Source organism: Streptomyces capitiformicae (genome assembly GCF_002214185.1).
In the GTDB taxonomy this organism is placed as follows: Bacteria; Actinomycetota; Actinomycetes; order Streptomycetales; family Streptomycetaceae; genus Streptomyces; species Streptomyces capitiformicae.
Genome location: NZ_CP022161.1, coordinates 4,558,603 through 4,572,623, shown reverse-complemented (window position 1 = coordinate 4,572,623; position 14,021 = coordinate 4,558,603). Strand labels below are relative to the sequence as shown.

General features: G+C 70.9%; 14 protein-coding genes. 13 read left to right on the top strand and 1 reads right to left on the bottom strand.

Annotated features, from left to right (window positions below):
* Nucleotides 1-127: 127 nt before the first annotated feature.
* From CES90_RS20345 to CES90_RS20285, 13 genes are all read left to right on the top strand, one after another.
* Nucleotides 128-424 carry a GntR family transcriptional regulator gene (locus tag CES90_RS20345; RefSeq protein ID WP_189786150.1) on the top strand — a complete coding sequence of 99 codons (297 nt, stop codon included), beginning with the start codon at nt 128-130 and terminating at the stop codon, nt 422-424.
* 52 nt (nt 425-476) lie between these two features.
* Nucleotides 477-890: a DUF3151 domain-containing protein gene (locus tag CES90_RS20340; protein ID WP_189786149.1), complete on the top strand. Its 414-nt coding sequence runs from the start codon at nt 477-479 to the stop codon at nt 888-890.
* Between the two features lie 154 nt (nt 891-1,044).
* Complete coding sequence (locus tag CES90_RS20335; protein WP_189786148.1) at nt 1,045-1,890, top strand: tryptophan 2,3-dioxygenase family protein; 846 nt, start codon at nt 1,045-1,047, stop codon at nt 1,888-1,890.
* Nucleotides 1,883-3,142, top strand: coding sequence for a kynureninase (kynU, locus tag CES90_RS20330; protein WP_189786147.1), 1,260 nt, complete (start codon nt 1,883-1,885; stop codon nt 3,140-3,142). The genes CES90_RS20335 and kynU overlap by 8 nt, the downstream gene beginning before the upstream one ends.
* A 660-nt stretch (nt 3,143-3,802) precedes the next feature.
* Nucleotides 3,803-4,705 (top strand): alpha/beta hydrolase, encoded by a 903-nt coding sequence (locus CES90_RS20325; RefSeq protein WP_189786146.1) that lies wholly within the window; start codon nt 3,803-3,805, stop codon nt 4,703-4,705.
* A 159-nt stretch (nt 4,706-4,864) separates the two neighbouring features.
* Nucleotides 4,865-6,049 carry an alpha/beta hydrolase gene (locus tag CES90_RS20320; protein ID WP_232791326.1) on the top strand — a complete coding sequence of 395 codons (1,185 nt, stop codon included), beginning with the start codon at nt 4,865-4,867 and terminating at the stop codon, nt 6,047-6,049.
* Complete coding sequence (locus CES90_RS20315; RefSeq protein ID WP_189786145.1) at nt 6,042-7,322, top strand: acyltransferase family protein; 1,281 nt, start codon at nt 6,042-6,044, stop codon at nt 7,320-7,322. The genes CES90_RS20320 and CES90_RS20315 overlap by 8 nt, the downstream gene beginning before the upstream one ends.
* Nucleotides 7,319-8,791 carry a sensor histidine kinase gene (locus CES90_RS20310; RefSeq protein ID WP_229914189.1) on the top strand — a complete coding sequence of 491 codons (1,473 nt, stop codon included), beginning with the start codon at nt 7,319-7,321 and terminating at the stop codon, nt 8,789-8,791. The genes CES90_RS20315 and CES90_RS20310 overlap by 4 nt, the downstream gene beginning before the upstream one ends.
* A 2-nt stretch (nt 8,792-8,793) precedes the next feature.
* Nucleotides 8,794-9,468 carry a response regulator gene (locus CES90_RS20305; RefSeq protein WP_189786189.1) on the top strand — a complete coding sequence of 225 codons (675 nt, stop codon included), beginning with the start codon at nt 8,794-8,796 and terminating at the stop codon, nt 9,466-9,468.
* A 143-nt stretch (nt 9,469-9,611) separates the two neighbouring features.
* A complete protein-coding gene (locus CES90_RS20300) occupies nt 9,612-10,958 on the top strand; it encodes a sensor histidine kinase (RefSeq protein WP_189786143.1) in 1,347 nt (448 codons plus the stop codon).
* Nucleotides 10,955-11,620, top strand: a complete 666-nt coding sequence (locus tag CES90_RS20295) for a response regulator (RefSeq protein WP_189786142.1) — start codon at nt 10,955-10,957, stop codon at nt 11,618-11,620. Before CES90_RS20300 ends, CES90_RS20295 begins: the two co-directional genes overlap by 4 nt.
* 101 nt (nt 11,621-11,721) lie before the next feature.
* Nucleotides 11,722-12,954: a cytochrome P450 gene (locus tag CES90_RS20290; RefSeq protein WP_189786141.1), complete on the top strand. Its 1,233-nt coding sequence runs from the start codon at nt 11,722-11,724 to the stop codon at nt 12,952-12,954.
* Between the two features lie 87 nt (nt 12,955-13,041).
* Complete coding sequence (locus CES90_RS20285) at nt 13,042-13,644, top strand: Uma2 family endonuclease (RefSeq protein WP_189786140.1); 603 nt, start codon at nt 13,042-13,044, stop codon at nt 13,642-13,644.
* A 22-nt stretch (nt 13,645-13,666) separates the two neighbouring features.
* On the opposite strand, the gene CES90_RS20280 is transcribed toward CES90_RS20285, so the two are convergent.
* A complete protein-coding gene (locus CES90_RS20280; RefSeq protein ID WP_229914188.1) occupies nt 13,667-13,990 on the bottom strand; it encodes a hypothetical protein in 324 nt (107 codons plus the stop codon).
* Nucleotides 13,991-14,021 lie beyond the last annotated feature (31 nt).

Genomic DNA, 14,021 nt, shown 5'->3' with positions numbered 1-14,021 from the left:
GCCGGGGTCTTTCGTTCCTCAAGACTACAGTGCATTAGGAAGCGTCGGGTAGCAATAGGAAGCATACGGGTGCACCTAGTTGTTGCCGTACGTAGTGCGGCGCGTCGAGCCGCCTTAGCGTGCAGGAATGGCTGACGACCGTGACTGGAGCCCCGACCTGACGAGTCACGTCTACGTGTATCTCCAGGTCGTGCATCACATCGCCGAGCAGATCCGTACCGGGCGGCTGCCCGCAGGGGCCCGGCTTCCGGCCGAGCGCGACCTCGCCGAGCAGTACGGTGTGGCCGTCAACACCATCCGCCGGGCTGTCCGCGACCTCCGCGATCAAGGCCTCGTCATCACTGTCCCCGTGAAGGGCACCTTCGTCCGAGCCGAGCAGCCGCCCACGGACGACACCCCCGAAGACGCCCCGGCCGCCGACTGATCCACCCCCACCCGTACCGCCACCCACCCCCACATGGGCCAGACTGGAACCCATGACGATTCACGAGAACCTCCTCGGGGGCCCGCCCCCGACGCACCTCCCCGACGACCCGGAGCCCCGCGAACTCCTCGCGGGCGGCACGGCCCCCTCCGACGTCGCCGCCAAGTACCCCACCTCCTCCCTCGCCTGGGCCCAGCTCGCCGACGAGGCGTTCGAGCGGGGCGCCGTCGTGGAGTCGTACGCCTACGCCCGTACGGGCTACCACCGCGGCCTCGACGCCCTGCGCCGCAGCGGCTGGAAGGGCCACGGCCCTGTCCCCTGGGAGCACGAGCCGAACCGCGGCTTCCTGCGCGCCCTGCACGCCCTGGCCCGCGCTGCCGGAGCCATCGGCGAGCAGGAGGAGTACGAGCGCTGCTCGCAGTTCCTGAAGGACTCCTCCCCGACGGCGGCGCAGACGCTGAGCTAGTCACGCGTCGCGTTCGCGCAGGTCCGCCTGGTGTGACCAGGCGGACCTTGCGGTCCGGGGCGGTATGCCCGAACATGCCGGTGGGGACCGGGGCCCCCGTGTCGGAATTCGGCAGGGGCGGACCGCTACCCGGAGTACACAACAGGAGACAGCGATGTCCCAGCAGGCTCAGCCCGTCGAGGCTTCGGAGCCCGAGACCCCGCATCTCGACTTCCAGGGAACGACCCCGTACGAGGACTACGTCCAGGCGGACGTCCTCACCCATCTCCAGCACCCCCTCTCCGACGACCCCGGAGAGATGGTCTTCCTGGTGACCACCCAGGTCATGGAACTGTGGTTCACCGTCATCGTCCACGAGTGGGAGACCGCGACCACCGCGATCCGGAACGACGACGTATCGAGGGCCAGGGACGCGTTGAAGCGTTCCGTACGGGAGCTGGAGGCTCTCAACGCCTCCTGGAAGCCCCTCGGCCAGCTCACCCCCGCCCAGTTCAACTCCTACCGCGCCGCCCTCGGCGAGGGCTCCGGCTTCCAGTCGGCGATGTACCGCCGGATGGAGTTCCTGCTCGGCGAGAAGTCCTCCTCCATGCTCGTCCCGCACCGGGGCGCCCCGCGGGTCCACGCCGAACTGGAGAAGGCGCTGCACGAGCCGAGCCTCTACGACGAGGTACTGCGGCTCCTGGCCCGCCGCGGCCACGCGATCCCCGAGTCCGTCGTGAACCGTGACGTCTCCCAGCGCTACGAGCCCTCACCCGAGGTCGAGGAGGTGTGGACCGAGCTGTACTCCGGCGACCCGGACCATGACCTCGCCCGCCTCGGCGAGGCGTTGACGGATGTCGCGGAACTCGTCTGGCGCTGGCGCAACGACCACCTGGTCGCCACCCGCCGCGCGATGGGCGCCAAGGCCGGCACGGGCGGCTCCGCCGGCGTGGCCTGGCTGGAGAAGCGTGCCCGCAAGAACGTGTTCCCCGAGCTGTGGACGGCGCGGTCCCATGTCTGAAATCACTCAACTCACTCTTGAAGCCGAGGAGTTGGACGCGGCCGACGAACTGTCGAAGCTGCGCGAACGCTTCGTCCTCGACGACGCGGTGTACCTCGACGGCAACTCCCTCGGCGCCCTCCCCGCGAGCGTTCCCGACCGCGTCGACGACGTCGTACGCCGCCAGTGGGGCTCCCTGCGCATCCGTTCCTGGGACGAGAGCGGCTGGTGGACGGCGCCGGAGCGGATCGGCGACCGTATCGCTCCGCTGGTCGGCGCGGCGGCCGGCCAGATCGTGGTGGGCGACTCCACGAGCGTCAACGTGTTCAAGGCGGTTGTGGCGGCGGTCCGCATGTCCGAGGACGAGCACGGAGAAGGCCGTGGGGGCCGGGACGAGATCCTGGTCGACGCGACGACGTTCCCCACGGACGGCTACATCGCCGAGTCGGCGGCCCGCATGACCGGCCGCACCCTCCGCCCGGTGACCCCGGCGGAGGTGCCGGACGCCCTGAGTTCCCGTACGGCGGCCGTACTCCTCAACCACGTCGACTACCGCACGGGCCGCCTCCACGACCTGCCCGGCCTGACAGCGGCGATCCACGAGGCGGGGGCGTACGCCGTCTGGGACCTGTGCCACAGCGCCGGCGCCCTGCCGGTCGGCCTCGACGAGCACGGGGTCGACCTGGCGGTCGGCTGCACGTACAAGTACCTGAACGGGGGCCCGGGTTCGCCCGCGTACCTCTACGTACGACGCGACCTCCAGCCCCGTTTCGACTCGCCCCTGCCCGGCTGGAACTCCCACGTGGAGCCGTTCGGCATGGACCCCGCGTACGAGCCCGTCGCGGGCGCGCGACGCGGCCGCGTAGGCACACCTGACATCCTGTCAATGCTGGCCCTGGAGGCGGCACTTGAGGTCTGGGAGGGCGTCTCGATCGAGTCGGTCCGCGCCAAGTCCCTGGCCCTGACCGACTTCTTCCTGAAGTGCGTGACGTCGTACGTTCCCGAAGGACGCGTCGAGTCCCTCACCCCGACACCCCACCCGGAACGCGGCAGCCAGGTGGCCCTGCGCTGCTCCCCCACTCTCGGCTTCGCTCGAGCGGGAGGTGCCCCCAACGCCGCCGAGGTCATGAAGCACCTCATCACCGAGGGCGTCATAGGCGACTTCCGCCACCCGGACGTCCTCCGCTTCGGCTTCACGCCCCTGTACATCGGCTTCGCGGACGTGGAGAGGGCGGCTCGGGTACTGGCACAAACCTTGGAGTCATTCGACTAGGGCGTGTTGCGAAAGTCCCGTCGTCCGCCCGGAGGGCGGGCCGAGCGGCGTCATGGGGGTCCCCCCGCTCGAGCGAAGCCGAGAGTGGGGGAGCGTGCTCTCGGCGTGCCGGGCGGAAGGCCCTGTAGATGGACTGGATGTACGTGGGCTTTCGCCCGGTGCGGCGGTGGGGCCCCCTCCCGCTCATGGGGGCCCCTCCCGCTCGAGCGAAGCCGAGAGTGGGGGAGAAGCCGAGAGTGGGGGAGCGTGCCAGGCGTCGGGCGGCAGGCGGGACTTTTGCGACACGCCCTAGCGGCCTCCGGGCCACCCACGTTGTCATGGCTGCCCCAGCTGTCCTGGCTGCGGGCAGTCGTGCCGCTGGGGCGATGAGGGAGGGCGGGCAGCGGCACCCTGTCAGCGCCGGCAAGCACCTCCAGCCCCCGCCCAGCGCAGACGCCGAGTCACAACGCACCCCTGCGCACCCACACACCCCTCCCGCACGCCCCCACCAACCCGACGCACAAGAACCGCCAGAACCGTCAACCTAACCCAGCGTCACATCCCGTTGTCGACGCACGTCACCGGCCTGATACCGTCCCCGCACAACGGCAGGCATCCGCACCCCCCGGCCCGCCCACCCCAAACCCTTCCAAACCAGTTTCACCCTTGAGAGGTTGGAGCATGCCGCACGACGACGCCGCAGCCCGCGATGCCGCCGAAGAGGCGTCCGCCTTCTCACACCCCCCGGTCGACCCCGACACCACCACCTCGTACGGCACCGACCACCCCGACCAGGTGATCGACTTCTACGCCCCCCGCACTTCCACCCCCACCACCGGCACGGCCCCCTTGGTCGTCGTCCTGCACGGCGGCGCCTGGCGCGCCCCGTACGACCGCCGCCACGTCACCCCGTTCGCCGACTACCTGGCCCGCCGAGGCTTCGCCGTGGCCAACGTCGAGTACAGAAGGGGCAGTTCACTCCCGTCCCAGACCGGCCCGGCCGGCAGCGCGGGGGGCCCGATCGCGGGCCGCTGGCCGGAGACGTTCGACGACGTCGCCGCCGCCCTGGACGCCCTGCCCGACCTCGTACGGGAGGCCCTGCCGCAGGCGGATCCGCGCCGCACGGTCCTCACCGGCCACTCCGCCGGCGGCCACCTCGCCCTGTGGGCAGCCGCCCGCCACGTACTCCCGTCCGACACCCCGTGGCGCACGCCTCGCCCGCCCGCACTGCGCGGCGTCGTGGCCCTCGCCCCGATCGCGGACTTCGCCGTGGCCGAGAAACTCGACGTCTGCGGCGGAGCGGCCACCCAACTCCTCGGCGGGCACGACCATTTCGCCGAACGCCGTGCCTACGCCGACCCGGCCCTCCTCCTCCCGACCGGCATCGCCACGACCCTTGTACAGGGCCGCACCGACATCGTCGTACCGCAGGCCGTGGCCGAGTCCTACGCGGACGCGGCAGCGAAGGCGGGCGAGGTCGTGGGCCTGACGCTGCTGGAGGACGTGGGCCACTTCCCCCTGATCGACCCGGCGGCGGACGCATGCGCGGTGGTGGCGGAGGAGATCGCACAGCTGGCGTGGTGAACGGGGGCGCGCCTCGACCCCACGGGGATACCCGTAATACCTGAGAGCTACCTCCCAGATGAGCTCCCTGGCGTGACGCCGACCACGCCCCCGGATTCGTAATTTCCCTTCCAGAGCGGCCCGACCAGCGGCCGGGCTGAACTGGAAGGGGCGGGCACCATGGGAACCGCGACGCGGCGTACGGCAGAACTCGCTCCGCCCAGAGAACCAACGCCCGACCCCCGCACCCGCCTGCGTCGCCCCCGCACCCGCCTGCGTCGCCCCCGCACCCGCCTGCGTCGCCCCCGCACCCGCCTGCGTCGCCCCCGCACCCGCCTGCGTCGCCCCCGCACCCGCCTGCGTCGCCCCCGCACCCGCCTGCGTCGCCCCCGCACCCGCCTGCATGGCTCCCGTACTCCTACCCGTACCCGCCTGCTCCGCGCCCTCCTCGCCCTGCTCATCGCGACCGCCGTCATCATGCCGGTCTCGGCGGCTGCGGCCAGTCCACAGATCCCGGCCCCGGCCCCCGCCACCCTCGCCGCTCCGACACCGGCGACGCTGGAGTCGACGTACGCGGCGCATCGTACGAACGCCGAGCAGGCGTCCCGTATGGCGGAAGCCCACGGCGACGGGAGCCGGGCGGCGACGGAGCGCGCGATGGCGGCGCCCACCCGGCAGTTCCTGAGATTCGACGGCCGGGGCCCCGGCCAGGCGGTCGAGGTCTTCGGCGACCTGTTGAAGGCGGAGCGCGTGGCGGTACTGGTCCCGGGCTCGGACACCAGCCTGGACACGTACGACCGCTTCCACAGAGCCGCCCGGGCCCTGTACGACCGGACGGGAACAGGCACGGCGGTGATCGCCTGGCTGGGCTACGAGACGCCGGAGACGATCAGCGCCACGGTTCTGACCCCCACCCGAGCCGACCAGGCGGCCCCGAAGCTCCGCACGTTCATACGCGACCTGCGCGGACTGCTGCCGAGCACCGCCCACGTCACCCTGGTCTGTCACTCATACGGCTCGGTGGTGTGCGGCCGAGCCGCGGCGGGCCTGAACGGCGTGCAGGACATCGCCCTGATCGGCAGCCCGGGTACGGGCGCGGACAGCGTGGCCGCGCTGCACACATCCGCGCGCATATGGGCGGCCCGAGGCACCGACGACTGGGTCGGGACGGTCCCGCACACCCGGGCCGACTTCTTCGGCACCACGGTCGGCTTCGGCACCGACCCCATCTCCCCGGCCTTCGGCGCCCGCGTCTTCCCCGCAGGCAACGCAGGCCACAGCGACTACTTCACCCCGGGCTCCCTCTCCCTGGAGCACCTCGCCCGAATAACCCTCGGCACCACCAAGGAGCCAGCCCATGCGTGAGCCCGGCACCGCAGCCGCCGACGGCGCTCAGCCCCCACAGGGGCGACGAAGCGCACCTCCCGCACGCACCCGACCCATCCGTGACGCCCTGCACCAGGCAGCCCACCGCATCGACAACGCCACCCCCACCACCCGCGACCGCGCGGTGGACGCCCTCCGTGCCTTCGCCATCCTCGGCATAATCCTGGGCCACTGGCTGGTAACCGCCCTGGTCGCGGACGGCGGCACCCTCCACACCGCCAGCCCCCTGCAACACATGCCCTGGCTGGCGCCCATCTCCTGGCTCTTCCAGACTCTGTCCGTCTTCTTCCTGGTAGGCGGCCACGTAGCGACGAAGAGCTACACCTCGGCACAGGCCCGCGGCACCACGTATCCCCAATGGCTCCGCACCCGCCTGACCCGCCTGTTCGCCCCCGTCGCCGCGGTACTGCTCCTCTGGGCGGCCGTGGCGACAGCACTCCTCCTCACAGGCACCGACCTCGTGACGGTCCGCACCCTCCTCAAACTGGCCCTGTCCCCTCTGTGGTTCCTCCTGGTCTTCGCCGCCCTGACAGCGGCAACACCCCTGGTGACCCGCCTCAACCCCCTGTGGCCCCTGGCGGTCGTCCTGCACGTCGACCTCGTCCGTTTCGGCCTCCACGGCCCCGAGGCACTCGGCTGGGTGAACCTGGCCGCAGGTTGGCTGGTGCCGTACACCCTGGGCGCGGCCTGGACGCGGGGCGAGCTGAACCGCCGTAGCGCGGGCTGGGCACTGCTCGCGACCGGTACGACGGCGACGGCGGCCCTGATCCTCTGGGCCGACTACCCGGCGTCGATGGTCGGCGTCCCCGGCGCATCCGTCTCCAACCTGAACCCACCGACCCTGGCCGCGGTGACCTTCGGCCTGGCCCAGTGCGGCTTGGCCCTCCTGCTGCGCGGCCCCCTCCGCCGCACCCTCCAGCGCCGACCGATGGCCTGGGCGGCGGTGGCCCTCGTCAATCTCTCCGCGATGACGGTGTTCCTCTGGCACCAGACGGCATTGATGGCGACCACCGCCACAGGCCTGGCCGCGGGCCACCTCCCCGGCCTGCACACCCTCCCCGACGACCCGACCTGGATAGCGGCCCGCCTCGCCTGGCTCCCGGTGTTCGCCGTCGCCCTCCTGCTCTGCTGGGCGGCGTTCCACGGCTACGAGACCCACGGTCCGGAAGGAGAACCGGCACTCGGAAACGGCACGTCGCCCCAGAATCCCGCGGCCCAAGACGGTGCCCCATGCCTAGGGTGGTCGGGATGAGCACGGTGGAGAAGCGGCTGACCAGAGGTCTGCGCACGCTGCGCGAAGACCTGTTGAGCAGCGAGTCCCATCCGCTGCCGCCGTCGGTGTGGCTGCGCTGGCTGCCGCACGGCCTGGTCTGCCTGGCCGCGTTCGCCACCACGCTGGGCAACATCGTGGACGACCGCTACCACCTGGGCGCGGAGTACACCCTGCTGTGCTCGCTGGCGCAGGGCGCGGCGGTGGTGCTCGCGCTGTGGTGGCCGGTACCGGCTTGGTGGGCCTCCATGGCCGTCACCGTCGTGGTCGCCCTGGGCGTCCGGATCCAGCTGTTCCATCTGCTCACAGGGGCAGCCCAGTTCGACCTCATGGTGCCGGACGACCTGCCGCGGGGCGGCGTTCCGTGGCCGTGGAGCGCGCCCGGAATGATCGCGCACGCCCTGATCCTCTTCCTGCTCGCGCTACGACTGCCCACCCGCGTCGCGGTCGAGGTCCTGGTGCTGACCGGCCTGGCCACCTATGTCGTCCAGGGAGTCATCGGCGCCCCGGCCTACTCGTCGACGAGCACTCTGGCGATGGCCCTCTTCATCGGCGTCGTCCTCCTCGGCAGCACCATGCGCGGCCGCCGCGAGGCCCGTACCCAACTCGTCGAACAGGCCGGCCTCACCGCCGAGGAACGCGCCCGCCGCACCCTGCTGGAGGAGCGCAGCCGTATCGCACGCGAGCTGCACGACGTGGTCGCCCACCACATGTCGGTGATCTCCATCCAGGCCCAGGTCGCCCCCCACCTCGTGGAGAACCCGTCCGACGAACTGAAGGAGAACCTCCACGGCATCCGGCAGAACGCGCTGGAGGCGCTCACCGAACTCCGCCGCGTCCTGGGCGTCCTGCGCTCCGAGCACCCGTCGGACACCGACGACCCGCGCGACCCGCACGACATGGTGGCCGTCGCCGAAGGCACCGCCCCGCACGCCCCGCAGCCCACCCTGGACCGCCTCGACGCCCTGATAGAGAACACCCGCGCCGCGGGCCTCGCGGTCACCGCCGAGGTCGACGGCGACGTACGCCCGCTGTCGCCCGGTGTGGAGTTGTCGGCGTACCGGATCATCCAGGAAGCGCTCAGCAACGCCCTGCGCCACGCACCCGGGTCGACCGTCCGGGTGGAAGTGACCCATTTCCCGCGCGGCCTGCAACTGAGGGTCATCAACTCCCGGCCCCACAGCCCGGCTCCACCGTCCCCCGGCGCGGGCCACGGACTGCTCGGCATGCGCGAGCGCGCCACGATGCTCGGTGGCACCCTCATGGCGACCGAGACTTCCCACGGCGGTTTCGCGGTGGTGGCCTTCCTCCCACGGAACGGCGCCCCCGGCAGCGAGACCCCCGCCCCCTCCGACGCCCTCACCGACACGATCGGCACACCATCGGGTACAACGGTGCCCCGCGCCTCCGGAACCTCACCGGATACGACAGGAGAAGAGCCCTCCCCATGACGATGTCGAGCAGCGCCATCCGCGTACTGATCGCCGACGACCAGCAGATGGTCCGGCAGGGCTTCTCGGTGCTGCTCGACACCCAGCCCGACATCGACGTCGTCGGCCAGGCGGTGCACGGCCTCGACGCGATCGACAAGGTCGCCGAACTCGCCCCTGACGTCGTCCTGATGGACATCCGCATGCCCGAGCTTGGCGGCATCGAGGCCACCCGCCGCATCACCACCGAGAACCCGCACATCAGAGTCCTCGTCCTCACCACCTTCGACCTCGACGAGTATGTGTACGAGGCGCTGCGCGCCGGCGCTTCCGGCTTCCTCCTCAAGGACGCCTCCGCCGACCAACTCGCCGAAGCCGTAAGGGTGGTGGCGTCCGGCGACGCACTGCTCGCGCCCGGTATCACCCGCCGCCTCATCGCCGAGTTCTCCCGCCTCGGCACCGCACCCCGCGCCCCACTGAAGGACCGCGTCGGTGACCTGACCGAGCGGGAGACGGAAGTCCTCGCCCTGATCGCCCAGGGCCTGTCCAACGCCGAGATCGCCCAACGTCTCGTCGTCGCCGAACAGACCGTGAAGACCCACGTGGGCCGCATCCTCGTCAAACTGGGCCTGCGCGACCGCACCCAGGCAGCGGTGTACGCCTACGAATCGGGCCTGGTCCGCCCCTCCGGCTACTGACACCCCGGCACCCCTTCCGCAAACCCCCACGCAAGCCCCTTTTCGGGAACCTCCGCCGATACCCGTAGTACCTGAGACGGACCCCGCAGGACCCTTCTCACTGGTGACGACGCCGGCCCCGGCCTCCACCTACCGTTTTCAACGTGACCGAGACGACCCAGACGCAGAAGCTGTCCCCTCCAGGCGGGGGCAAGCCGCACACCCCCGAGTACCGCGTGGTGCTGGACGCCTGGCACCGGCTGCGGCAGGACCTGTTCCATGACGCGTTCGCCTACCGGCCCCTGCCCCGCATGCGGATGGATGGCCTGTTGACCCGCCGCCTCTCCGGCCAGCTGCGTGAGTACGTGTCCTGGGCCCCGCACGCGGCCGTGGTGACCGCCGCCCTGCTGGCGGCGACCATCGCGGTCTCCGCCAGTGACCGGGGCGAGTTCGGCATGCTGGTGACCACTGCCCTCACCGTGGTCCCGATCCTGCTGACGCTGGTCCGGCCCATCGGGGCCTTCTGGGTGTCCATGGCCGCGACCCCGGTCACCGCGGTGTTCAGTGACATGTGGAGCGACTGGCCGTGGGCACCCGGCAGCTTCGCGGCGCACCTCGTGGTGCTGACGGTCGTGGCGCTGCGCACCCCACCGCGCACCGCCGCCTGGATATGGGCCCTGACCGCGGCCTACGGACTCTTCGTCGAAAGCATCCTCGGCGCCGGTCACTACTCCTCGAACACCGGGCCGCTGCTGGTCATCTCCGCCATGAGCGTGCTGGTCGCCGTCGTCGTGAACACCCGCCGCACGGCCCAACGCGAGGTCACCGCCCAGCAGACCGTGACGGCCCACGAGCGTTCCAAGCGCACCCTCCTCGAAGAGCGCACGACGATCGCCCGCGAGCTGCACGACGTGGTCGCCCACCACATGTCGGTGGTCGCCATCCAGGCCGAGGCCGCGCCCTACCGCGTGGAGAACCCGCCGCCCGAGCTGGAGCAGGCCTTCGCCACCATCCGGGAGAACGCGGTGGCGGCGCTGACCGAGCTGCGCCGCGTCCTCGGGGTCGTCCGTGCCGAGGGCTACGAGGCCCCGGACGCCCCGCAGCCCACCCTCGCCGACCTGGACGGCCTGCTCACCAATGTGCGGGAGACCGGCCTGACCGTCGAGAAGTCGGTCACCGGAGCGGTGCGCGAACTCCCGCAGGGCGTGGAGCTGTCGGCGTACCGCATAGTCCAGGAGGCGCTCAGCAACACCCTGCGGCATGCGCCCGGCGCGACGGCCCGCGTGGAGATCGGTTACGTACTGGGCGGGCTCGGCCTGCGCATAGTCAACGGCCCGTCCCCGGAGGTGAACCTGGTGAAGTCGACCCATGGCGCCGGCCACGGCATCACCGGCATGCGCGAGCGCGTCACGATGCTGAACGGCGAGATGACAACGGGCGAGACGGAGGACGGGGGCTACGAGGTGACGGTGTTCCTGCCGGTGGCCACCGCGAGCAAGGACGACGCATGACCATCCGTGTACTGATCGTCGACGACCAGATGATGGTCCGCGAGGGCTTCTCGGTGCTGCTCGGCGCGATGCCGGACATCGAGGTGGTCGGCGAGGCGGTGAACGGCCGGGACGCGGTCGACCGTGTTCGGGAGCTCTCCCCGGACGTCGTCCTGATGGACATCCGCATGCCCGAGCTGAACGGCATCGAGGCGACGAGGGAGATCGTGGCCGCGGACGGAGGAGCCAAGGTTCTGGTCCTCACCACCTTCGACCTCGACGAGTACGTGTACCAGGCGCTGCGGGCGGGAGCCTCCGGCTTCCTCCTCAAGGACGCCTCGGCCCGCCAACTGGCCGATGGGGTCCGCGTGGTGGCCGCCGGCGAGGCACTGCTCGCCCCCTCCGTCACCAAGCGCCTGATCACCGAGTTCTCCAAGCTGGCCGAGGCACCCCGTCCCTCGGCGGCGGCCCAGCTGGCGTATGGAGAGCTCACCGAACGTGAGACGGAGGTACTGGTCCTCATCGCCCAGGGCCTGTCCAACTCGGAGATAGCCGAACGCCTGGTCGTCGCCGAGTCCACCATCAAGACCCATGTGAGCCGCATCCTGGTCAAACTGGGCCTGCGCGACCGCACCCAGGCGGCGGTGTTCGCCTACGAGGCCCGCCTGGTCAAGCCCGCCTGACAAGCCAGGTCCCGCCGGTCCGAAGCGGCGAGCGGCGGCGGGCGGTGAGGGCCGGCTGCCAGGCCTGGTCAGCCGCCCTGTCGGCGGGTTAGCGTCCGTCCATGGCAGCTGTTTCAGACTCCGCTTTCGACCACGCTTTCGATCCGTGGGACGCCGACTTCGTGGCCGACCCGTACCCGGCGTACGCCGAGCTGCGGGCGCGGGGCCGGGTGCGGTACTTCGAGCCGACGAACCAGTGGCTCGTGCCGCACCACGCGGATGTCTCGGCGCTGCTGCGGGACCGGCGGCTGGGGCGGACGTACCAGCACAGGTTCACGCACGAGGACTTCGGGCGTACGGCGCCTCCGGCGGAGCACGAGCCGTTCCATACGTTGAACGACCACGGGATGCTCGACCTGGAGCCCCCGGACCACACACGGATCCGGCGGCTGGTGTCGAAGGCGTTCACGCCGCGCACGGTGGAGCAGCTGAAGCCGTATGTGGACGAGTTGGCGGGCGAGCTGGTGGCCGGGCTGGTGGAGGCCGGCGGGGGTGACCTGCTGACGGATGTGGCGGAGCCGCTTCCGGTGGCGGTGATCGCCGAGATGCTGGGCATCCCCGAGTCGGACCGTGCGCAGCTGCGGCCCTGGTCGGCGGACATCTGCGGGATGTACGAGCTGAGCCCGTCGGAGGAGACGGCGAAGCGGGCGGTGCGGGCGTCGGTGGAGTTCTCGGAGTACCTCCGGGAGCTGATCGCGCACCGCAGGGCGCAGCCGGGCGAGGACCTGATCTCGGGCCTGATCGCGGCCCACGACGAGGGCGACCGCCTCACCGAGCAGGAGATGATCTCGACCTGCGTCCTGCTGCTCAACGCGGGCCACGAGGCGACGGTGAACGCCACCGTGAACGGCTGGTGGGCGCTGTTCCGCAACCCCGACCAGCTCGCCGCCCTCCGCGCGGACCACTCGCTCGTACCGGCGGCCGTGGAGGAGCTGATGCGGTACGACACCCCGCTGCAGCTCTTCGAGCGCTGGGTGCTGGACGACATCGAGATCGACGGCACGACGGTCCCCAGGGGCGCGGAGATCGCGATGCTCTTCGGCTCCGCGAACCACGACCCGTCCGTGTTCACCGACCCCGGGAAACTGGACCTGACCCGCAAGGAGAACCCGCACATCTCCTTCAGCGCCGGCATCCACTACTGCATCGGCGCCCCCCTCGCCCGTATCGAACTCGCCGCGTCCATGAGAGCCCTCCTGGAGCAGGCCCCGACCCTGACCCTGGCCGCGGAGCCGACCCGCAAGCCGAACTTTGTGATCCGGGGGTTGGAGGGGCTGAGCGTCGAGATGGGGTGATCACACGTTCGGATGAACGTGTGGGGGGCCCGGCTGATGATCGACGGCAGCTCGCCAAGCTGGTGCCTGCCTGCGAAGGGAGGCACCATGACGGTTATGGCAGAGCGCGCGTTGCAGACGCCTCAGATGTCGGTGGAAGAGTTCGAGAGGATCGCCGCGTTCGCGGCCAAGGAGACCGACGACGCCGTCAGGTTGGAGTTCATCAACGGACGGATCGGTGTCAAGAAGGTGGCCGATGGCGACCACAACACCATTGTCACCTGGCTGAACAAGCGCTGCGTGCGTGCGAGGCCCGGTCTGGACCTGTACCAGGGGCAGGGGCTGAGGGCGGAGAAGTACCGAGAGGGCCGGGCTCGTCCCGACGCGGTGCTTGTTCCCGAGGAACACTTCGCCGGGCATGGCGAGTGGGCGGATCCCAGCGGAGTACTGCTCGTCCTTGAGGTCACGTCGTACGACTCCGACACCGACCGGCGCGACCGACAGGAGAAGCCGGTGGCCTACGGGGCTGCGGGCATCCCCTTCTACCTGCTGATCGACCGTGCTGCTTGCATAGTCAAGCTGTACAGCGATCCGGACCCGGAGGTCGGCTACCGCGAGTTCCGTAAGGTGCCTTTCGGAGACGCTCTTCTGCTGCCCGAGCCCCTCGGTATCGAGCTCGACACGGAGAAGCTCAAGCAGTACGTCGACTGACCGGCGCCCGGGGAGCCAACGGTCACCTTTGGCGTTCAGGGCCCCGCCTCCGGCCCAGCACCCACGCGAGCAGCAGACAGGCGAGGGCGGGGACGGCGGCTCCGGCGGCGGCGACCAGGGGGAGTTCGGTGACGAGGACGGTGTAGTCCATGCCCTCGCCCTCGAAGCCACCGCGAAGATGGCGGCGGGTACGGGGCGTGGAGGACCAGGCGAGGGTGGCGGCCGTCGCCCCCACCGCCGACAGCGCACACCCCCCGCACCCCAGCGCACTCTGCCGATCGACCCGCCGGTCCCGGTGCTCCGGCCGCCCCCGCTTCTCCCACCGCTCCGGCTCCGTCTGGCCCATGCCCGCAGGGACGCGCCCCGCCCCGCCCCGG

Coding starts and splice junctions, on each gene's coding strand:
- CES90_RS20345 (WP_189786150.1), top strand. CDS start 128: ATGGCTGACGACCGTGACTGGAGCCCCGACCTGACGAGTCACGTCTAC.
- CES90_RS20340 (WP_189786149.1), top strand. CDS start 477: ATGACGATTCACGAGAACCTCCTCGGGGGCCCGCCCCCGACGCACCTC.
- CES90_RS20335 (WP_189786148.1), top strand. CDS start 1,045: ATGTCCCAGCAGGCTCAGCCCGTCGAGGCTTCGGAGCCCGAGACCCCG.
- kynU (WP_189786147.1), top strand. CDS start 1,883: ATGTCTGAAATCACTCAACTCACTCTTGAAGCCGAGGAGTTGGACGCG.
- CES90_RS20325 (WP_189786146.1), top strand. CDS start 3,803: ATGCCGCACGACGACGCCGCAGCCCGCGATGCCGCCGAAGAGGCGTCC.
- CES90_RS20320 (WP_232791326.1), top strand. CDS start 4,865: ATGGGAACCGCGACGCGGCGTACGGCAGAACTCGCTCCGCCCAGAGAA.
- CES90_RS20315 (WP_189786145.1), top strand. CDS start 6,042: ATGCGTGAGCCCGGCACCGCAGCCGCCGACGGCGCTCAGCCCCCACAG.
- CES90_RS20310 (WP_229914189.1), top strand. CDS start 7,319: ATGAGCACGGTGGAGAAGCGGCTGACCAGAGGTCTGCGCACGCTGCGC.
- CES90_RS20305 (WP_189786189.1), top strand. CDS start 8,794: ATGTCGAGCAGCGCCATCCGCGTACTGATCGCCGACGACCAGCAGATG.
- CES90_RS20295 (WP_189786142.1), top strand. CDS start 10,955: ATGACCATCCGTGTACTGATCGTCGACGACCAGATGATGGTCCGCGAG.
- CES90_RS20290 (WP_189786141.1), top strand. CDS start 11,722: ATGGCAGCTGTTTCAGACTCCGCTTTCGACCACGCTTTCGATCCGTGG.
- CES90_RS20285 (WP_189786140.1), top strand. CDS start 13,042: ATGACGGTTATGGCAGAGCGCGCGTTGCAGACGCCTCAGATGTCGGTG.
- CES90_RS20280 (WP_229914188.1), bottom strand. CDS start 13,990: ATGGGCCAGACGGAGCCGGAGCGGTGGGAGAAGCGGGGGCGGCCGGAG.